We start from the raw sequence: 21,740 nt of genomic DNA, 5'->3' as shown, positions 1-21,740 counted from the left end.
CTAAAAAAATCTAGAGCACCACCTATTTTTATACCTTAACTTAATAAACATTACTACTACTTACATACCATTTTAAACTAAATAGTGTGTAAAGTATTATTCTTTGTTTTTTAGTGTTCACTTAATATTACATATTAATTATATTTATTAATTTTGTTTTTAATTAGACTAATTAAAAATAATAAAAATTAATATAATAGGATTACAATTTAACTTATTAAAAATTTAAATATGCTACAAGCAAAAATGCTTTGTAAGCGTTATGATGATAAATCTGCGCTTAAAGACTTATGCCTTTCAGTAAATCCTGGAGAAATTTTTTGTCTACTAGGACAAAATGGAGCAGGTAAAACAACAACCATTAATATTTTTTTAGGCTTAATAGCGCCTACATCAGGAGAAGCTTTAATAGACAATGTTTCTGTAACAGATAGTAAATCTAAAAGAAGTGCAATAGCTTATATTCCAGAAACAGTTCAGTTATATAGTAACTTATCTGGCTTAGAAAATTTAGATTTCTTTAGCAAATTAGCGGGTTTTAATTATAAGAAAAACGAATTAATAAGTTTTTTAAAACAAGCAAATTTACAAGAAGAGTCATATTCTAAAAAACTATCTACTTATTCTAAAGGAATGCGCCAAAAAGTGGGTATTGCAGTGGCTTTGGCAAAAAATGCTTCTTATATTTTAATGGACGAACCAACTTCTGGTTTAGATCCACAAGCATCTGTAGAATTCGCAAAAACGTGCAGAGAATTAGCCTCTAAAGGTGTAGGGATTTTTATGGCTACACATGATATTTTTAACGCAGTAAATATTGGTTCTAAAATTGGGATTATGAAAGAGGGAGCTCTAATTCATACAACTGAAACAAAAAATATTTCTGCGCAAGAATTACAAGATTTATATATTAAAACAATTTAACCATTACAAACCACTAAATTAAAAATGAATTTTAAAAACATCGTATTCGCAATATTATTATTGACTATACAACTAGGTTTTTCACAATCTAAAATAAAAGGAAAAATTTTAGATTCAGAAAAAATAGCAATTGAGGGAGCAAACATTCTTTTAATAAATAAAGCAAATAAACAAAAAGGAGTTACATCAAATTCTGAAGGAAATTTTAGTATTGAATTAAATCAATCAGGAATTTACAACATAAATATCTCTTATATTGGATTTGAAACTTATAGTAAAGAGATTACAATATCTAGCAATCAAAATATAGATTTAGGAACTATTATTTTAGAAGATTTAGCTGAATTACTACAATCAATTGAAGTAATAGGTAGAGTTCGAAAAGATTATAATAGTGATTATTCTTTTTCTGCAACAAAAACCGCAATTAAGAATAAAGAGTTACCACAAGCTGTAGCATCAGTAACCAAAGAATTACTAGCAGATCGTCAAGCATTTCAATTAGTAGACGCTGTAAAAACTGTAAGTAGTGTTGCTGCTACAGGTTTATATAATCATTATAACATTAGAGGTATTACACAAGCAGATGATGGACAAGTGATTAACGGAATGAGAACTCGTCAGTATTACTTTTTACAACCTATTACTTCTCATTTAGAACGTGTAGAAGTTATTAAAGGGCCATCTTCTGTAACTTTTTCAAGTGCAGATCCTGGAGGAACTGTAAATATGGTAACTAAAAAACCATTGGCAGAAAAAAGAAGTTCTGTAAGTTTTACCACTGGTAGTTTTGGAACCTTAAGAGCAACAGCAGATTTCACTGGACCATTAAATGAAGAAAAAACTTTATTATATCGTTTTAACGCAGCTTATCAAGATGCAGATTCTTTTAGAGATGTAATAAATAATAACGCTATTTTAATTAACCCTTCTTTAAGTTATGTTCCAAATGAAAAAACTTCATTTAATGTTGAAATGATTTATAATAATGCAGAAGGAAATTTAGATAGAGGTCAGCCAATTTTTGGGTCAATTAATGGTGAATATGATATAGATAGCACACCTATTACAATGAGTGTGAGTGCTTCTAACGATCATTACAAAACTAATGAGCTAATATTTATGGCAAACTTTAGTCAGAAATTTACTGATAACTTTGGTTTTAACGCACAGTTTATGAAGCAAACTTGGGATGAAGATTTAGCAGAACATAGAGTTGGTGGATCAATGGTTGATATTGATGGAAATGTAATTCCTACGCTTGTAAGATTAAGATATGATGAAAGACAACAATTTTGGGAAACAAATAATTTTAGTGCTTATTTTAATTATGACATCAAAACAGAAAAAATTACTAATAAATTTTTAGTAGGTTATGATGCTTCACGTTGGGAAAGAAAAATTGGTGCTGGTTGGTTTAGAGCTAGAAGATATTTAACAGTAAGTGGTGGGCAAGCTAATTTTGATCCTGCTAATGCAGCTAATTTTCAGCAAATGACTATAGATGGTGTAACAATGCCTGTTCCTGCAGGTGCTTATTTTGATTTAGAAAACCCGTTTAATGGAGCTAGAGATACAAGCGGTTATGGAATTTCTAATTTATCTCAATACCTACCAGCAAATTTAAATAGTTCAAATGGTTTTTATATTCAAAATCAGTTTAAGGTTGGTAAATTTTCTGCTTTATTAAACTTAAGGTATGAAACTTTTACAGATATTTTTGATTACAAAGGAGATGAGCAAGAATTTAAAACAAGTGCTTTTGTACCAAGAATAGGTTTAACTTACGAAGTAACTAAAGATATTAGTGCTTACGCAACTTATTTAGAAGGATTTCAACCACATACTAACACAGTATCATTATCACCAACTGCAGAGGGTTTCTTTTGGTCAGCTTCACCAGCAAAATTTGATCCGTTAGAAAGTACCTTATATGAAATAGGAGCAAAAGGGGAGTTTTTAAACGGAAAAATATTTGCAAACTTTGCAATTTTTAATATCACTCAAAAAAATATTTTATTAGGTGATACTTACGATTTGGATAACTTAACAACAAGAGGAGAACAAAGGAGTAGAGGTTTTGAAACAGATATTTCTGGTTATGTTTTACCAAATTTACAACTAACAGCTTCTTATGCATATACAAATGCGACTATTGAAGAAGATGCTATTGCAGAATTTATTGGAGAAAGAATTGGAGGTTCACCAAAACATAATGCAAATTTTTGGGGACGTTATGATTTTGTAAATAAAACTTTAAAAGGAATTGGTATTGGTTTTGGAGCTCAATATTTAGGTGATAGATATACATGGTACAACCCTACATATGCTACAGATAGAGTATTATTACCAGAATATACTGTTTTTGATGCTGCTGTTTATTACAAGCCAGATAATACTGGAATTCAACTAACTCTTAAAGTAAATAATTTATTTGATAAAACATATTGGTTAGGTGGTTTAAATCCTTCTAGGTTAGGTCCAGGAACTCCAAGAAATGTATTATTAAATGCAACTTATAACTTTTAAAATTTATGAAAAAGTCAGTTGTTATTTTAATAGCAAAACAATTTTTTAAAAAGGCCTTTAGTAATAAAGGTCTTTTACCTCTTTTAGTTATTTTTTTGGTTGTTTTAGCTTATGTAACTACAAATAGTTGGATAGCTTTTGAAAAGCACCATCATGTTGTAGAACATCATCAAGAAGAATCTAGAAAAAGTTGGGATGAAAACCCAGATAAGCATCCACATAGAATGGCACATTTTGGATCGTTTACATTTCGTTTGCAACATCCATTAAGTATTTTTGATTCTGGTATAGAAAGTTATACAGGTAATACTATCTTTTTAGAAGCACATAAACAAAATACAGCTAATTTTTCTGAAGCTAGTTTGTCTACAGGTTTAGTACGTTTTGGTGATTTAAATATTACCATGTTACTACAACTTATTTTACCTTTAATAATATTTTTCTTAGGATATGCCTCAATTACATCAGAAAAAGAAAACGGAACTTTAAAAATTATTCATGTACAAGGCGCTGCTATAACAGAAATTCTTTTAGGTAAATCGTTGGGATTATTTTTTGTTTCGGCAATTTTCTTTTTACCAGCTTTATTTTCTTTATGGAGTATTTCTTTTTTAGAAAATGATATAATTAACAGTTCAATACTATCTAGATCTTTGTTGATTAGTATAAGTTATGTCATATTTTATATAATTTTATGTTGTATAACTGTAATTGTTTCTGGTAAAAGTAAAAATTCAAGTAAGGCTTTATTAACCTTATTAGGAGTTTGGTTACTATTTTTTATCATTACTCCTAAAATGGCACAAGTTGTTGGTAATTCTATGTATCCTAATCTTTCAAAAATAGCATTTAAAGAAGCTATTGAAGTAGAAACTTCTAAAAGAGGGGATAGTCATAACCCAAATGATCCTTATTTTAATAGTTTAAGAGATTCCATTTTAAAAGCAAATAATGTTACAGACGTAAAAGATTTACCAATAAATTATAGTGGTTTTCTAATGAGTAAAGGTGAGGAACAATCAGCAAAAATTTATAATAATCAACATGAAAAATTGATTGATACTTACCGAAAACAAAATAGTATTACCAATAATTTAGTATTGTTAAATCCTTATTTGGCAATTAAAAATATTTCAATGAGTTTTTCTGGAACAGATTTTAATACTTACGTAAATTTCTTGTCACAAACAGAAGATTACAGGTACAAACAATCTCAATATATGAATGAATTACAGATGAAATTTATCAGTAACAAAGCAACAAGTAGTGAAGGTAAAATTAATGTAATTGATAAATCTTATTGGAAAGCTGCTCCTAAGTTTAACTACGAGTTTATACCCGTTTATCAAACCATAAAAACGCAATTAATAGCTATTGTAACCCTTGTTGTATGGTTGTTATTAACACTATTATTTATGACCAAATTTTCTAATCGATTTAAAATTATTTAGCTATGTATTTTATATTAATCAAACAATTTTTTAGATCAAAAACGGTATTATTAGCTTTTGGAATACTTATGATTTTAGGAGTTTTAAGTATTGGAACAGGAAAACAATTTTTAACTCAAAAGCAGGAAGTAATTGCTAAAACGACGATTCAACAAAAAAAACATATAGAAACACAAAGCCACCTTCATAAAGATGATTTAGGCCTATTATTATACTATTTAAAGTTTTCATTTATAAATCCAGTAAATTCTTTGGCAGGAATATCTATTGGACAAAGTGATTTAAATTCACACATCCAAAATGTAACTATTTTAAATTTAGAAGGTCAAAAATATGATACAGATTTAGTAAACCCAATGCGTTTGCATGTTGGGAATTTAGATATTAGTTTTTTAATTATTTTCCTATTTCCATTAATTATAATCGCTTTAAATTTTAATATTTTATCAGAAGAAATAGAAGATGGTACTTGGAAAATGATTGTTATTCAAGGTAAATCATCGTTTCAATATTTATTAAAGAAATTATCTATTAGAGTGTTTTTTGTTCTTGCCATTTTAGGGGTTTTGCTGCTATTAGCTAAAATTATTTTAGATATTCCTTTTAGTAAAGGATTTTTACAAATTGTAATAATGAGCTATTTGTACGTGTTATTTTGGTATTCAATCTGCTTTTTTGTTATTTTACTAAGAAAATCATCAAATACAAATGCAATTGTATTGTTAAGTAGTTGGTTAATTTTAGTTGTTTTCTTGCCGGTTTTGGTAAACAATTATGTAACCAATAAATACTCCGTAGAAGAGGCTTTTACTATGACAATTAAGCAAAGGGATGAGTATCATAAAAAATGGGATACAGATAAAAAAGAAACTTTAGATAAGTTTTATGCTCATTATCCTCAGTTTTCGGAATATAAATTACAAGAAGAAGGTTTTTCTTGGTTATGGTATTATGCTATGCAGCAAATGGGAGATGATGAATCTAAGCAGGAGCGAGATGCAATGTATAATAAGATTGAAAAAAGAGAGAAATTAAGTAAAAATATTGCTCAATTTTTTCCTCCATTACAAGTACAATTGGCTATGAATGATATTGCAAACACAAGTTTAACACATCAAGTAAATTTTTTGAATGCAACTACTAAATTTCATGAAGAAATGCGTTTGCAATTTTATCCTAAAATTTTTGAAAATGTACCTGCAAATAAAATAGATTGGAAAAAATACAAACCAGAATTTTTTAAAACAGCCAATAGCTTTAATCTCTTTGATAATATTCTTTATATGGTTATAATCAGTTTGTTTTTAATAGGTTTTAGTGTAATTAAAAATCTGAAGTATTTTAAATAAAAGAAAAAGCTAAATGTGTACATAAAAAATGATATTAAAAATAATACTAATTTAATATCATTTTTTTGTTATAGTCATACCAAAGAAACCTAAAGGAAAACAAAGCTATTTTCCAATACAAAAGTTCCCAAAAATATGTCCAAGTATATCTTTATCAACATCATATTCTCCAGTAATATTGCCAAGGTGACGCAAACATTCACGAATATCAATAGAAAATAAATCAGTACCAATTTCTAAGTCTATACCTTGCTGAACAGAAGTAATTGCTGTTAAAGCATTGTTTAAAGCCTCAAAATGACGCGAATTGGTAACAATAGTCTCATTATTACTCAAAGCACCAATATTAACCAAAGAAGTCAATTCGTTTTTCAATTCTTCAATTCCTGTTTTGTTTTTTGCAGATAAAAGAATTAAATTTTCAATTTCAGATTCTAAAATAGAGGTGTCATGGCAAGATAAAGTATCAACTTTATTTGCAATTACTAACAAACGTTTGTTAGGAAAACGTTCTTTTATCGTTTCAATTTCTTGTAAAAACTCATATTTAGCATATGAGAATTTATTTGAATCAATTAAGAAAATAATTAACTGTGCATTTTCTGCTTTTTCGTATGCTTTTTTTATTCCAATACTTTCTATAACATCTTCTGTTTCTCTAATTCCTGCAGTATCAATAAACTTAAAAGCAACACCATCAATAATCATTTCATCTTCAATAGCATCTCTAGTTGTACCTGCAATATCAGAAACTATGGCTTTTTCTTCGTTTAAAAGTGCATTTAAAAGTGTAGATTTTCCAACATTTGGTTCTCCAATAATTGCAACCGGAATTCCATATTTCATAGCATTTCCAAAAGAAAAAGAATCAATTAAACGTTTTAAAACAAAGGTTATTTTTGCTACTAATTCTTTAAACTTTGTTCTGTCTGCAAACTCAACATCTTCACCAGAAAAATCTAATTCCAATTCAATTAAAGCTGCAAAATCTAATAACTGAATACGTAAATCTTTTAATTCATTGGTAATTCCACCACGCATTTGCTGAATTGCCATTTGATGACTCGCAGCAGAATTCGATGCAATAACATCAGCAACAGCTTCAGCTTGAGATAAATCCATCTTTCCATTTAAAAAAGCACGCATGGTAAATTCACCATTATCTGCCATTCTACAACCATTTTGTAAAAATAACTGAATAATTTCTTGCTGAATAAAACTAGATCCATGACAAGAAATTTCTACTACATTTTCTCCAGTATAAGAATTTGGATTCTTAAAAACAGACACTAAAACTTCATCTAACAATACATTATTTTGTACAATATGACCTAAATGAATCGTGTGCGTTTTCTGATTTTTTAAGGTCTTTCCTTTTTTAATCGATTTAAAAAAAGCATCAACAATTGTTATCGCATTTTCACCAGAAAGTCTAATTACAGAAATAGCTCCAACACCAGCAGGAGTTGCCAAAGCAATAATAGTATCGTTATTAATCATGTTGCAAAAATACATAAAGATTTTATGAGAAAACAAAAAGCTCAACATATTGTGTTGAGCTTTGTATAATAAATCAAAGGTTGTAATTAGAAGATTTCATAATTAGTAACTGTAATATCTACTTTTTTGTTATTAGAAAACTCAACGATATAAGTACCTTCTTGTTTAATTCTATTTTTTCTATGATTAGAATGTACCAATTTGGTGTTTTTATTCCAAATATTAGAAACAATTATCTCCTTTTTATCAGTTTTAATAACAATTCCATTTTCAGTTAATGTAAACTCTAAATTAAAATTATCTGGTTTTTTGTAGTTAAATTCTACCTCTTTTTCATATTTTTTATCTTTATCATAGTCAAGTTTTAAATTTTTAGTAACTTGAGTTGGTAGGTAAATAATATCCTGATTTAGTTTGTATTTATCTTTTGGATCTAATAAAACCGGAGTGTATTCTTCTGTAATTTCTAGTTCTTTTACCAAGAAAGTTTCATTCTTATTATTTTCTACTAAAGTTTCTGTTAACTCGCTATAGGCCCAATTGTCAGACATCTTAGGGTTTCCTATTTGAGCAAATGCTGTTGTTGCTGTTAATAATAATGTGAATACTGTTAATTTAAAAATTTTCATAATTTGTGTTTTTATATGTTAATATTAATTATAACTATTTGTTTTCTCCCAGTTTTTTAGGATATTTTCTCAATAATTTTTTCTTTATTTACATTTAATTTATTTGCAAACTCTAAAGTTCTTATTGGAAAAGGAATATTGATGTTTTCTTTATCAAAAGCTTTTTTAATTTCTTTAATTGCGTTACTTTTTGCACTTAATTTTTGCAAAGCATTCTTAGAATCTATCCAAAATCTACATAAAAAATTAATAGAACTATCTCCAAACTCTGTGTAATAAAACTCTACGTATTTATCAATTTTTTTTTGATCAAAATGATTTTGTATGGTTTGTTTTGTTAGCTTTTCTACTTCTTCTAAATCTGCCCCATACTCAATACCACATTCAAGAGAAATTCTCATTTTGGTAGTTAAAGAATAGTTTTTAAAAGGATTTTCTAAAATAGTTTTATTCGGTATTATTACAGTATTATTATCTGCTTCTCTAATAACAAAATAGTTTAAATTAATATCTATTACCTCACCAGAAAACCCATTAGTTTCTACCCAGTTTCCAATATTTAAGTTTTTTCTAAAAGATAAAACTACCCCAGAAATGGTGTTAGATAAAGTACCTTGTAAAGCCAAACCAACCACAATACCAGAAACACCTGCAGCAGATACAATTGCTTTTAAAGTATCATCGAATTTTAGTACAGTCATTGCAATGTATAAACCCAATAAGAAAATTAATGCAGAAGAAACTCTTGATACCAAATTTCTTACAGATTCTTGCTGTATTTTATTTGCTAGCGTTTTTGATATTAAATTATTTATGATTCTCGAACCAAAATAAGCCACAACTACTACAATTAAAGCAATTGTTATGTTTGGTATATTACTTATAAAAATTTCTTTCCAGCTTTCTAGTTTATCTATTATTTTGTTCATGAGCTTTATAGTTTAATGTTTATAGTTCAGTTTTTAAGAAACTTAAAACTAATTAACAAAACTGCTATTAAACTCTTCTTTAGTATCTTTAGACCAAGCACTTAACATCCAAGTAGATTTTTCTAATTCTCTTATATAAGCACCCATTAAATCTAAAGTTCCTTCATCTTTTGCATTTTCTGCTTTGTCTACAACTAAATTTAATTGTTCTAATAAAATACTATGGTCGCTTATAATTTCACTAACCATTTCTTCATCAGATAAAAGCGGACTAGATTCTTTAATTTTAGAAACTTCTATATAATCAGATAATTTACTAATAGGGTGGTATTTTAGTGTTACAATTCTTTCTGCAACTTCATCAATTTTAAGTTTAGTATCATTATACATTTCTTCAAATTTATTGTGTAGATCAAAGAAGTTTTTTCCTAAAATGTTCCAATGAAAATTTCTAAGTTTTTGATAATACACATGGTAATCTGCTAATAAAACATTTAATTCAGTTACAATTGGTAAAATTTTTTGATTGTTTGTATTTAAGTAGTTCAAATCTATTATGTTTTTAATTATTATTTCTGATACAAATATAGAATCAAAGTCAAAGTTGCGTTTGCTCATTTACTTTAGATGTTAGCTTATTTCATAAAATGTACTTTTTTTTGCTTTTTTAAGGTGTTTTTAGGTTAAAAACATTCAGTTTTGATTAATTTTAGTGGTTTTTGTTTGTTTTTAATAAAAATGTTATTTAAATTAAACTGTAACAAAACAAGCATAAAAGCGTCAAATAAGTATAATTTTAAAACTTAGACAGAAAAAATGAAAGAAGACAAACAACTATTAGTATTAACACATTTAAGCCAATTATTAGATTTTGTAACTGGTATTGGGGGTTTTATAGTTCCTTTAGTTTTGTGGCTTACTAAAAGAGATGAAGTCTTTGGTATGGATCATCATGGTAAAGCAATTTTAAACTTTAGAATATCTATGTTTATTTACCTAATAATTTGTATTCCATTAATTTTATTGTTGGGTCTAGGTATTTTAGGAATCATTGCAATTGCTTTTGCTTATTTAATATTTCCTATTATAAATGCTGTAAAAGCAAGTAATAATGAAGCGCCAAGTTATCCATTTAGTATAACTTTTATAAAATAGAAAAAGAAAATAGTTAGAATTTAAAATCGCTCATTTATTGGGCGATTTTTTTTATGGCGTTACCTTTCAGGTCAGGCTTTTCGCACTCGCTTTTTTTTCGCTCCTCAAAAAAGAGCTCAAACAAATGCTTCAATCCTTAACGCGAGCTTATCAATAAACAAAAAGAAATAGAATTTGGTTTATATATTTTTAATAACCTCTTCGTATTCGTAAAAGAAAAGCTCGAATTTCTCCATAGTTTCAACAAAGAATTCAAAACAATCTCTCCAAGAATTTTTATTGTATACACTAAATTTTTTACCAAAAGGAACATAAATTCTATGAATCTCTTTGCCACTTTCTAGTAAATATTCATCATCAAAAATAACTTCTGGTAATTCTGTTTCTAATAAACTTTTAAGAGAAAGCATTTGGTCATAATAGAGTAGGTTTACCAGTTCATCAGGGTTTTCAATATCTAAACAAACCATGGCATGTTTTCTTTCGGCAAGAAACTTAAAAGAGAATCCTTTTATTTTAGTGTTGTACAATAACCACTTTCTTGGAAATGATTTTCCAAAACTTGTCCAAAATTCTTTGCGCATTAACGCAGCTTCGTCTTTAGAAAACATTTTATTATTAGTTTTAAAGTTGAGATTTCTCAAACGCTTAAAAAAGCTCATTTCGAAATGACACTCTATTGAATATTTGATTTTTGCTAACTGCTAACTGCTAACTGCTAACTGTATTATCCATGAATTTTAGCAGCATTTCCTCGTTCACGCATCATTTCAGCTTCAAAAGCTAACAAAGCATTCCACTTTTTGTCAACAATTTCTCTGTCTTGATATTCTCTTGCAAATTTTAAAAAAGTAGTATAATGGTTTGCTTCAGAAATCATTAAATTGTTATAGAATTTAGACAATTCTTCATCTTCCATGTTTTCAGAAAACACCTTAAAACGTTCACAACTTCTAGCTTCAATTAGAGCAGCAACTAACAAACGTTGAATTAAAGCATCTGTTCTGTCTTTTGTTTTATTAAAGAATTTTTGTAAACGAATTGCGTAATCGTTTTTTTGTTCACGCCCTAAAACCATTCCACGTTTTACCATTAATAAATGCACCATTTTAAAGTGTTGCATTTCTTCAATGGCAATATTGCTCATTTCTTTTACGAGCTCTGTTTCTTCAGAATAATTAATGATAATAGAAACAGCATTAGAAGCTGCCTTTTGCTCTAAAAAAGCATGATCTGTAAGTATCTGTTGTAAATTATCTTTCGCAATTTCTGCCCAAGAAGTTTCGGTTTCAAACTGTAATCCTAACATATTCTAAATTCAATTATGGAGTGTAAAATTAAGAATATTTTAATAGATGAAACTTATTTCGATGTGTTTTTATTTTAAGATACCTATTAACTTTAAGCTTTCTAAAGCATGAAATAGCCATGGATTTATATTAGTTTGTTTTTGTTCTTTTAAATAGTGTGCTATAGCGTCTTTTATAAAAGAAAATTGCTTTATGTATTTAATAAGTATTTCAAATTCTATTTCTGGCAGTTGTTCATTTAGAAAAGCTACTTTTTCTATTAGATTATCTTCTAAAACGATGAATTTGTTTTGTGGAATAATTGTAAAATGTTTAATCTTTTTAATATTTAAGTTTTTTTGATACCAAAAAGGTTTATCCATCCATCTAATCTCATTTGCATAATATTCTGCTCTTTTTTCTTGGTAATTTTTATATTGATTTTTTATTTCTATTTCATAAGTTTTTAAAGCATTTTTATTAGCGTTAAAATAGTTGTAAATACTTTCTGCTGCCAATTGTCCTGTTTTTAGACCTTTTATAATTCCGGCAGAAGAAAGTGGGTCAAAACTTTGTGCAGCATCACCAACTTTTAACCAATTTTTACCAAATATGTTTTTTGCTATTTGAGAGTGCGCAGATTGTATAGAAAATTTTTCATCAATTTTAAAGTTAGCAAGTCTTTCTTTTGTGTGTATACTATTATTTAATTGTTGTTCCCAAAAAGTTTTGTGAGAATCTTTATTTTTTTGCCATATTTTGGCATCCGTCATAAAAGTAAACACTAAATTTTTTGAGGCATTTTGCACAGTATAAAACCAACCATATTCTGTAGATTCTATTAGTAAATGACTTTTATCAATAAAAGATTTATCAATTGGTTGTAAGTTTTTTGTAATTCCAATAAGGTCATCGTCTTTTTCTTTTTCTGTTTTATTATTACAGAAAAATTTACTATTTCTACCACTAGCATCAACTATAAAATTAGCATGAATACTATTTGATTTATAAAAGAGTTCCCATCCAGAATTTGTTTTTTCTATTTTAGAAATACGAGTTCCTATTTTAGTTTTAATACCTATTTTTGAACAATAGTTAAATAAATCAGCATCAAAATTAGGACGCGATAAAATATATCCATTTCCAAAAGGATTAAATATAGATTCGTTATGGTGTATTTCAGAATTTCCCCAAGCACTTTGTACCTCTGTACAAGGAATACTATTGTCTGTTAATATATTTTCAGGAATTTTTAACTTTCTAAATTCATGAATAGCTTCCGATGCTAAATGTTCTCCGACAGTAATTTTATTATAATTACTGGCTTCAAAAAGAATCACGTCAAAATTGTATTGTTTCAATTTTATGGCAGTTGTAATTCCTGCGGGTCCACCACCAATAATAGCAACTCTTATATTAGGTATAATCATTCTTTTATTTAAGATGTAATTAATTGAATCAAAAATATTAAAAATTTCAACTTAGAATTTAAGTGAAAATATATGTATTGATAATCAGGTATTTATACTCTTTTTATGGCTTTGGTTAATTTTTACTTTTGATGTATAACCAAAACATAAATAACCTAAGTATGAGAAATTTACCTTTACACCAGAAATTAATGCGTAGAAAAAAACTGTTTTTTTATGTATTAACAAGCTTAGTTTTAATAATAGTTTATAGCTTTACCAAAGCTAAATCAGAAGACAAAAGAACTCTCTATTCAGAAGATTCTTCAATAAACTTTTTTGAAAACACAGCGTACAATGTACCTCACGATGTTCCTAGCCCAAAAGATAGCGGACAAGTAGCTTTATCACAATTTGCATGGAAAGAATTTATAGCCTTAAATTGGCCATCTAGTTATAATACTACAACTTTTGAAAGAGGAAAGCCAGATACTTCTAAAACAGTTTTAGATTTTTTAAACGCATCCAACACAGGGCAACTTGTATGGCAAACTTATAAGCATAGAGTAGAGCTGTATCCTAAAAATACTAGTAATTATAATAAAAACTTTGATACTGCTCCACAATATTTTTATGACCTAGAGAATCAAGAATCAATTAAAGGATTAAATTCATCAACTCCTTTAAATCAAATTACCACTATTTTTAACAATTTAGATGAAACTTCAGAGATCAATTTATGTACTCTGTTTGTAGATGGAGATCCTGATGCACCTGGAGCTACAAATGCAAATAAATCAAAAACTGCGAGTGGTTTGCCTGGAGCACCACGAAGAATGATTTATGAAGCTAAAGCAAATAGAGATATGTTTGATTATGTCTCAGATAATAATTTATATGATGCTTCCATTAGGGCACAAAAAATAAATTATACAGATAATGCCATCAAAAATGAAGATAAAGGGGCTATTTATCAACCAACTCCAGATCCAAATATGATTGTATTTCCTTTTGGAGATAATAATGGAGTAGAAGGTTCTATTGAAGTAAAAGCTACTTGGAGACAATTAACCTTAAAAGAATATCAAAGTGGAAGATATTTAACAGCACCAATTATCTATTATAGAGGAGGTACATTAGGAAGTCCAAATCCTGATGGAACTGCTTATTATGATATAGTACCAGCAACACCAACATATAAGACAGAAGGAGGTAATTCTACCTTGTTAACGTTGCCTTACGGTTTAGTAGGCTTACATATTATTCATAAAACAAAAACTTTTCCAAGTTATGTATTTGCAACTTTTGAACAAGTAGATAATTTAAACACTACTATAGAGCCAAAAAATACATTGTTTTATTATAATAGAAATAGTAACCCAAGTGTAAACCCAAACAAACAATATGCTTACAGAGCAAACCCCATTTTAGAAGGAACTGAGCAAGTTAATGACAATGTTCATAAACAAATTAAAGCATTAGACCCAACCTCAGTTTGGAGATATTATAAATTGATTGGTGTACAAGGACATCCACAAAATAATGCAAATACAACAGATTATTTTTTATCGAATATTGTTACAGAAACAAATCAAACATTACGAGATTTCTCTGGGACATTAGATACTTTGAGAGGAACTTTTAACCCTACAGGAATTAACTTATACCAAGGAAAGAAAAAAATTGTTCAAGGTGGGTGTAAAGGATGTCATGGAAATGCGCAAAAATCTGATTTTAGTTTCATTACTCAGAATGCGCCTATTGTAGATGTAGATTTTATAAATCAACCTTTATTAAAGAGTAATCAACAATAATATTTTTTTAAAAATTAAAACATAAATTATGTCATTAGATACAATTACATATATAAAAGTATATCCAGGAATTGGTACAGCAAGAGTAGGTAATAGTCCAGAATATTTTATAGGACCAGAGTTTCCTGGAGATGTACCTAACTTAGGAGGAAATTATAAGGATAATAATGGGTTTTTAAAACCTCAAGCTGCACGTTTTCGTGTGTATGGTTTTGATACTAATAATAATGTAGTAACAGAAATTACACACGACCCTGATAATGGAGTAACCTTGGAATGGGATGTTCATATGAGAAACTTAAAAGCGGCAAACTATGCTTTTCAAGGGAAATTTGGTTTCAATCCAGATCAATATAGAAATCCAGGTGTTTCTCCAAATGCATCAGGAACAGACCCTGACTCAAGATCGAGTTTAATTATCGATCCTGGAGCCAAAACTATTACAGGAATTAGCCAGAATAATGATTCAGCTGTTCAATTGGATGGAGGTACTATTTTTTCGGGTATTACAAATCCAGTAAATATACCTACAAGTCTTTACAAAAAAGGAGAACCTGGGATGACTGAAGTAATGTATAACGAAAAAGAAGTTAGTTTGGGTAGGCTAGAAACTGATAACTCAGGTCGTTTAATTGTGGTAGGAGGAAAAGGGGAAGCTGGTTGTTTGATTGAACCTCCTATTATTTTACAAAAAGGAGCTGGGTATTTAGCTAAACTTTTAGGAGAAGCTAAAGCTGCATCTCCATCTACAGGAACTTTTCCAAACACATTTTATAATAATACAATAGAAATAGATTTATCTACAAAACCTTATCCAGAAAAAATATTATTATCAAGTAATAATGACGCAACAGGTAATGTATTTGTAGATGATAAATGTATTATAAAGATAAATGGAACAGAGGTTTTTTCTCACGATTTTAGCAATGGGGGTAGTGGAGTGATAACACCAACTGAACCAATTGATATTACAAATCAAATTAAACCTTATTTTGGAGAAAGATTTAGTGTAACTATAGAGTATGTTGATTTACATCCAAATTCTAAAGGAGCATCTGATTTTTGGTTTTGTTATACTAATGAAGATCCTACATCTAATGGAAATTCATATTTTAACAATCCGGGTTGGTATGATGATACATCTGGAGGAAGTATCAATGCAAATGTAAATATCAATGGTGTTTCTTTTTCTACAAATAATAAAGAAGAAAGAAGAGGTTGGGTAGCAGTTTCTCCGCCAAAATATGTGCCAACAATGAATAATGTGGTTTCATTATTAGATTTACAATTAGATATGTTTCCAGAACAAGATCCTGTTTCGGGAACTGTAAATTTTGCACTATTAAATACCAATGGATTTCCAAATTTTTCACCAGGTAGTTCTTCAATATCATTTAAACCACTTACAGGAGTTTCTAAAACGGGTAAAGGAAAACCTTCTATAGTTAACTATAATGGGAATATTTATTTAGCCTATACAGGTATATCTAGTGAAAATCTTCTTGCAGTATCCAAAGATAATGGCAATACTTGGACAGAAAGTCGAATAGGATCAAATACAACTTCTTATGCGCCTTCACTGTGTGTTTTTAATGGTGAGTTGACATATGTTTTTGTTGATACAAATGGATTCTTATCTATAGGTACATCTACTGATGGTGAAAATTTCACTTTTGAAGGAGCTAATTCTGGACCTGTTGGACCAGTTTTAGCAAATTCTGCTCCAAGTGCTGTAGCTTATAATGGAGATTTGTATATAGCATTTGCTACTGCAGAAAATAATATAACTATTGCTCATAGATTTTTAGTACCAAGTAATACTATATATGAATATTCATTTACGTCTTTTAATAATAAGGTTTATGCTAGTTCAAATCCAGTGTTAGGAGTGTTCTTTGGAGAATTATATTGTGCTTATACAGATGCTAATAATAATTCTTTTATAGGTTCTTATAATAATTATTCACCAGCACCTTCTCCTGCTGTAATTAAATTTAATTTTAATCAAATTAAAGGAGCACCAACAACTAAGTTTTCTCCAGGAATAGGAGCATCACATGGTAAACTATTTTATGCTATTGTAAATGAATCTTCAGATTTTTATTTAGGAATGGCAAAACCAGGTTTTACCGATGTTTCTTTTGTAAATAAAGGAATAGTACAAACTAAATCTGCACCTGTGGTTGCTAATTTTAGTGATATTGAATTTTATAGAGATATTTATCCAATATTAAAAACGGTTACTGATTATGCTTGGGTAAACGAGCCAGCATTTCAAGGTCATGCACCTGGAAGTATGGGAGATTTTTTAAGAGATGGATCTATTGCAGGGTATTCAAATCCTAATTTAACAAATAATCCTTATCGAAAATTTGTTTTCAAAGCAATTCGCCCAGCAGAACAATTAACGCCTTTGGTGCCTCCACCACCTGCAGCAATTCCAAATCCAACAAATAAAACTGTTGATGGAGTCAAACCTAGTATTCCTAATGGAGGAGTTCAGTCTGGTAGATTAATGCCTCATTTATTTGGGGAAGGAGGCTCTCCTTTAGAAAATAATTTTAATGATACTAATTTTCCAAATCAATGGTTGAGTTTAACTCCACATCAATTATGGAAAATTCAAGAATGGGTAAACGGTAACTTTAAAACGGGTGCTATTCCAGTTCTTCCTGCATCTTTTAATGATATTTCACTTAGTGAGCAACCAGCAGCATTAAATTTTAGTGCTTTAGAGCCAACAGTTGGTGGAGGTTTTCATCCAGGGATTGAGTTGACATACAATATGAAAGAACCAGGTTATTTTGCTGAGGCTTTTCGTTTTGCAGATAGCATTACCAGTAATGGAAATATTGTGCAAGGAATTACACCCGGTTCTGTAGCAGGATACATGTCTATACCATGGCAGGGAGATTTTTGGTCATGTAATATTTCTTGGTGGGCAGCAATGAGGCCAGATATTGTTGTTTCTATGGATACTTCATTAGATCCACCAAAACTTGAATATGAACCATGGTTTAGGGGTGAAGCAGTAGGGATTCCTAAAAATGCAGATAGTATTTCAGATTACGAAGGAGGTTATGAGCATATGGTAAGATATTGGTCTTACTTTGGATTTGTTGTTCCTCAAAAAGATAAAGAAACAGGTAGTTTTGAAACAGATCAAGGAATGTTTGTGATGGAAGAAAGTGAAAGAGCACCTTGTTTAGATAAAGGAGGAAGTGGAGCACCATGTGTACCAGTAAATCCTGCTGAACCAATTCATTTAGGTGTAGCACAACCAAATTCAGCATCTACAGGACCATTTCCAGATACTTTTTATACAAACTCAATAGATGTTATTTTACCATCTGAAGGTACGATAACCTTAAGTAGTTTAAAGGATGGAACAGGGAATATAGTTGTAGATGATAAATGTGTAATTAAAATAAATGATACCGTTGTTTTTTCAAAAGATTATAGTAATGGAGGTAGTGGTGTAATAACACCTACAGCACCTATAGACATTACATCATTAGTTAATTCTTTTAGAGGTACTATTGTAACTATTAGTATAGAATATATAGATTTATATCCTGGAGCAAAAAGAGGTTCAGATTATTGGATAACTTATTCTTAAATAAATTTAAAAAAGCCTAAGAACTATATATAGTTCTTAGGCTTTTTTATTATACAGCTTTTTGTAACCCTATTCCAAAAAAGGCAAGAGCTTTAATTTCTTTAACACTAGCTAAACGTTCATTACCAAATATTAGAATTCCGTTTTCGGTAGCAGAAATATGGTATTGTTTATTGCTTTCAAAAAACAAAATTAATTCATCTGTAAAAAACTCTCTAATTTTTTCTTCATTTTTTCCTGATAAATAAAATCGTTTGCTAAAATCTGGATGATTGTTAATATCTATATCCTTATAACCAGCAAACTCTAAAAGATATTCAAAAATCCCTTCTCTATCTAATGTAAATTTAGGAATAGGTTTTGTTTGACGTATATGTAACATTGTAGCTTTAATAACTTGTTTTGCAATCATTTCACCTTCAGAAAACTGAACATCAAAAATGGTGCAATCTTTGTTAGAGAGTACATTAGATACTTTGTCTATTTTACGTGTTTTAAAATATCCAAAAGTTGGTAATTCTTTCATTTCTTGTGTAGAAAAAGCATCATATTTCCAATGCATTTTTTCACTTATTTGTTGTATTGATTTTTGTCTTTTTGTTAAAACACCTTCTTTTGGTATTATTTGTTTTGGCAATATTTTACGTAATGCAAAAGGATGTTCGCTTCCAGATTTTGAATCGTCTAAACCTATTACTTCAAAATCACCTCCTTTTCTGGCAAACGATTCAGTGTAATTACTTAAATTTTCCATAACAGAATGATCTACAAAATCACAGAGCGAAAAATCGATGATTGCTTCTTCTGTTTCTGGTATTTGATCTAATTTAGATTTTAGTTTTGTATAGTTTAAGAAACTCGAAAAGTTTTTTACACTTACATAATATTTATCATCTTCTTTAAACATTAAAACATTTGGTTTTAAAACGTTTTTAATAAATAAAAGAATGTCTTTATTAATAATTACATGAATTACAAAAGTGATTAAAATACCTACTATAATTCCTGTTATTAAACTGGTTGTAATAGTTATAAGTAGTGTTACTAAAAAGATAATTAATTGTTCAGAACCAATACTAAATACTTTTTTAAGATTGTCTGGAGAAGCTAACTTATATCCTGTAAATACTAAAATAGCTGCCAATGCTGGTAATGGAATTTTACGTAATTCAGTAGCAAATAATAAGATAAAAGCTACTAAAAAAGCAGCGTGAAAAAAGTTTGCTGACCTATTAGTTCCGTTATTATTTACATTTACAGAACTTCTTGCAATTACGGTTACTACATTTAAACCACCTAAAAAACCACTTATAACAGTAGCTAAACCTAATGCTCTAATATCTTTATTAACATTAGATCTTCTTTTTAAAGGATCTAATTTATCTACTGCTTTTATACTTAATAAACTCTCTATACTTGCAATTAATGTAATGGCAATAACTGCATTTATAAAGTTACCTTGATAAATAATTGAAAAATCTGGAAATGCAAAATTACTTAAAATATCATCTGGTAAAGCAATTAATAAACTTTTATCTATGGGGTATGTAGCATCAGAAACCAAATCAAAATAATAATACATACCAACACTTAAAACTACAATCCACATGGGAGCAGGGATCAATTGAAAATATCTGTTTCTAATTTTTCCATAAAAAATCATTATTAACAAACTAGCCATACCAACTAAACCAGCATAAAACACGCTGGAGTTATCGGTTTTAATCAAGTTTATAAATCCATCTGGAATCTTAATTAATAAATCAATGATACTTCCTTTTGCACTTAGGTTACCAAGCATAACATGTATTTGTTTGGCAAATATTCCTATTCCAATAGCTGCTAACATTCCTTGTATTGCAGATGAAGGAAAGAAATCTCCTAAAGATCCCATTCTTAAAAAACCAAGAATTATCATTAGAACTCCAGAGATTACAACTGCAGCTAAAGTGTATAAAAAACCTTGATGCATATCTCCATTACCAAGAGTTGTAATTGCTGCTAAAATAACAACTACCAAACCATTTCCTGGACCTGTAATAGTAACATTAGATCCTCCAGTAATGGCTACTACAGTACCACCAACAATAGCAGCAATAACACCAGAAATTGGTGGTGCACCAGAAGCTAGTGCTAAACCTAAACCTAAAGGAAGCGCAATTAATGATACTACAAAACCAGAAAATAAATTTTTAGGAATATCTTCTATAAACGTTTTAAAAGTACTTTTCTTCTTCATTTATTTTACAATTAAAACGTCGGTTGGTAATTCAGATAAAATATACTCAATATCATGAGGAAAAATTCTATCAAAAAAACCAAGTTTATTTGGTGCATTCATTACTAATAAATCTGCTCTTTTTACTTTTGCATAATGGCCAATAGAATATCCTCTTTTACCAAAAATAGGTTGTGTTTTTACTGTAATATCTGTGTTTCTTATTTCTTCTAAAATATGGTTTACTCGCTGATTTTCTCTTGTTCTTAATCTTTCTTTTGCTATGTTTGCTTTACGTAAAGTTATATCGTCATTTACTTTTACGTGCAACTCTCCTTGGCTAACTTCTTCTACAACTGTTAATTTATTACACTTTAATTTTTCAGATAAAACAAAAGCAGTTTTAATAGTTTCTTCTGTTCTGTGATCTTTTAAACCATTTACAACAATATGCTTACAAGGAACTCTTATTACAGAAGGTTTAATCAATAATAAAACAGAACATGGTGCTTTTCTAGTAATTTTTCTAGCGATAGAACCCACATAGTATTTAAAGAGATTTTCTTTTTGAATTGCTCCTAAAATAAGTAAGTCTATATTTTCTTGAGTACAGGTTTCTAAGATAATATTAACAGGGTTTCCTTCTTTCCAAATAGATTTAAAAGGGTTTTTTAAAGAATCTGCCTCAGATAAAAGTGCTTTTAAATCAGATTTTTTTTTAGCTGATTTTGGCCCAACATGTACGCCAACTAACTCAGCATCAAATATATTTGCGAGCCTAACAGCTTCAAAAATATTTGCACGTAAATTTGGTGAAAAAGCAACACCAATTAAAATTTTATGAATATTTTGCAAGAAGTTAGTTTAAAGGTTAAGTATATGGCACAATATAAGGAACTTTATACGACAAAAGAAAACAATAAAA

The 21,740-nt window shown here is 28.9% G+C and carries 16 protein-coding genes; 7 read left to right on the top strand and 9 right to left on the bottom strand.

Annotated features, from left to right (window positions below; translation table 11 throughout):
• Positions 1–231: 231 nt before the first annotated feature.
• Genes ABJG40_RS03410 through ABJG40_RS03395 form a run of 4 tightly spaced genes read left to right on the top strand, consistent with a single transcriptional unit; the run spans position 232 to position 6,253 of the window.
• Complete coding sequence (locus ABJG40_RS03410; protein ID WP_348023178.1) at positions 232–924, top strand: ABC transporter ATP-binding protein; 693 nt, start codon at positions 232–234, stop codon at positions 922–924.
• Positions 925–948: 24 nt separating this feature from the next.
• Entirely contained in the window at positions 949–3,453 is a 2,505-nt protein-coding gene (locus tag ABJG40_RS03405; RefSeq protein WP_348023177.1) for a TonB-dependent receptor, read from the top strand.
• Positions 3,454–3,458: 5 nt separating this feature from the next.
• Entirely contained in the window at positions 3,459–4,904 is a 1,446-nt protein-coding gene (locus tag ABJG40_RS03400) for a DUF3526 domain-containing protein (protein ID WP_348023176.1), read from the top strand.
• Positions 4,905–4,906: 2 nt separating this feature from the next.
• The gene (locus ABJG40_RS03395) at positions 4,907–6,253 is read left to right on the top strand and encodes a DUF3526 domain-containing protein (RefSeq protein ID WP_348023175.1); all 1,347 of its coding nucleotides are present in this window, start codon (positions 4,907–4,909) and stop codon (positions 6,251–6,253) included.
• A 105-nt stretch (positions 6,254–6,358) separates the two neighbouring features.
• Here the strand turns inward: ABJG40_RS03395 and mnmE are convergent, their stop codons facing one another.
• From mnmE to ABJG40_RS03375, 4 genes are all read right to left on the bottom strand, one after another.
• Positions 6,359–7,753 carry a tRNA uridine-5-carboxymethylaminomethyl(34) synthesis GTPase MnmE gene (mnmE, locus tag ABJG40_RS03390; protein ID WP_348023174.1) on the bottom strand — a complete coding sequence of 465 codons (1,395 nt, stop codon included), beginning with the start codon at positions 7,751–7,753 and terminating at the stop codon, positions 6,359–6,361.
• A gap of 86 nt (positions 7,754–7,839) precedes the next feature.
• Entirely contained in the window at positions 7,840–8,382 is a 543-nt protein-coding gene (locus tag ABJG40_RS03385; RefSeq protein ID WP_348023173.1) for a hypothetical protein, read from the bottom strand.
• 56 nt (positions 8,383–8,438) lie between these two features.
• Complete coding sequence (locus ABJG40_RS03380; protein WP_348023172.1) at positions 8,439–9,311, bottom strand: mechanosensitive ion channel family protein; 873 nt, start codon at positions 9,309–9,311, stop codon at positions 8,439–8,441.
• Between the two features lie 48 nt (positions 9,312–9,359).
• Complete coding sequence (locus tag ABJG40_RS03375; RefSeq protein ID WP_348023182.1) at positions 9,360–9,860, bottom strand: DNA starvation/stationary phase protection protein; 501 nt, start codon at positions 9,858–9,860, stop codon at positions 9,360–9,362.
• 267 nt (positions 9,861–10,127) lie between these two features.
• Here ABJG40_RS03375 and ABJG40_RS03370 point away from each other — a divergent pair, with 267 nt between their 5' ends.
• A complete protein-coding gene (locus tag ABJG40_RS03370; protein WP_348023171.1) occupies positions 10,128–10,466 on the top strand; it encodes a DUF4870 domain-containing protein in 339 nt (112 codons plus the stop codon).
• 179 nt (positions 10,467–10,645) lie between these two features.
• Here ABJG40_RS03370 and ABJG40_RS03365 read toward each other — a convergent pair whose 3' ends face one another.
• The 3 genes from ABJG40_RS03365 to ABJG40_RS03355 form a co-directional block, all read right to left on the bottom strand.
• Positions 10,646–11,077: a DUF4268 domain-containing protein gene (locus ABJG40_RS03365; protein ID WP_348023170.1), complete on the bottom strand. Its 432-nt coding sequence runs from the start codon at positions 11,075–11,077 to the stop codon at positions 10,646–10,648.
• 116 nt (positions 11,078–11,193) lie between these two features.
• A complete protein-coding gene (locus tag ABJG40_RS03360; protein ID WP_348023169.1) occupies positions 11,194–11,775 on the bottom strand; it encodes a tRNA-(ms[2]io[6]A)-hydroxylase in 582 nt (193 codons plus the stop codon).
• A gap of 69 nt (positions 11,776–11,844) precedes the next feature.
• The gene (locus ABJG40_RS03355) at positions 11,845–13,185 is read right to left on the bottom strand and encodes an NAD(P)/FAD-dependent oxidoreductase (RefSeq protein WP_348023168.1); all 1,341 of its coding nucleotides are present in this window, start codon (positions 13,183–13,185) and stop codon (positions 11,845–11,847) included.
• A gap of 161 nt (positions 13,186–13,346) precedes the next feature.
• Here ABJG40_RS03355 and ABJG40_RS03350 point away from each other — a divergent pair, with 161 nt between their 5' ends.
• Complete coding sequence (locus tag ABJG40_RS03350; RefSeq protein WP_348023167.1) at positions 13,347–14,978, top strand: hypothetical protein; 1,632 nt, start codon at positions 13,347–13,349, stop codon at positions 14,976–14,978.
• 28 nt (positions 14,979–15,006) lie between these two features.
• Entirely contained in the window at positions 15,007–18,597 is a 3,591-nt protein-coding gene (locus tag ABJG40_RS03345) for a LodA/GoxA family CTQ-dependent oxidase (protein ID WP_348023166.1), read from the top strand.
• Positions 18,598–18,646: 49 nt separating this feature from the next.
• Here the strand turns inward: ABJG40_RS03345 and ABJG40_RS03340 are convergent, their stop codons facing one another.
• Together ABJG40_RS03340 and ABJG40_RS03335 are read right to left on the bottom strand one after the other, a co-directional pair.
• On the bottom strand, positions 18,647–20,836 hold the full coding sequence (locus tag ABJG40_RS03340; RefSeq protein WP_348023165.1) for a SulP family inorganic anion transporter: 2,190 nt from the start codon (positions 20,834–20,836) through the stop codon (positions 18,647–18,649).
• On the bottom strand, positions 20,837–21,670 hold the full coding sequence (locus ABJG40_RS03335; RefSeq protein WP_348023164.1) for a universal stress protein: 834 nt from the start codon (positions 21,668–21,670) through the stop codon (positions 20,837–20,839).
• Positions 21,671–21,740: the final 70 nt, after the last annotated feature.

Origin of the sequence: Polaribacter sp. (assembly GCF_039939415.1) — a bacterium.
Taxonomy (GTDB): Bacteria; Bacteroidota; Bacteroidia; order Flavobacteriales; family Flavobacteriaceae; genus Polaribacter.
Note: the sequence above shows the minus strand (reverse complement) of the source record. Positions and strands in the feature narration are given on the sequence as shown.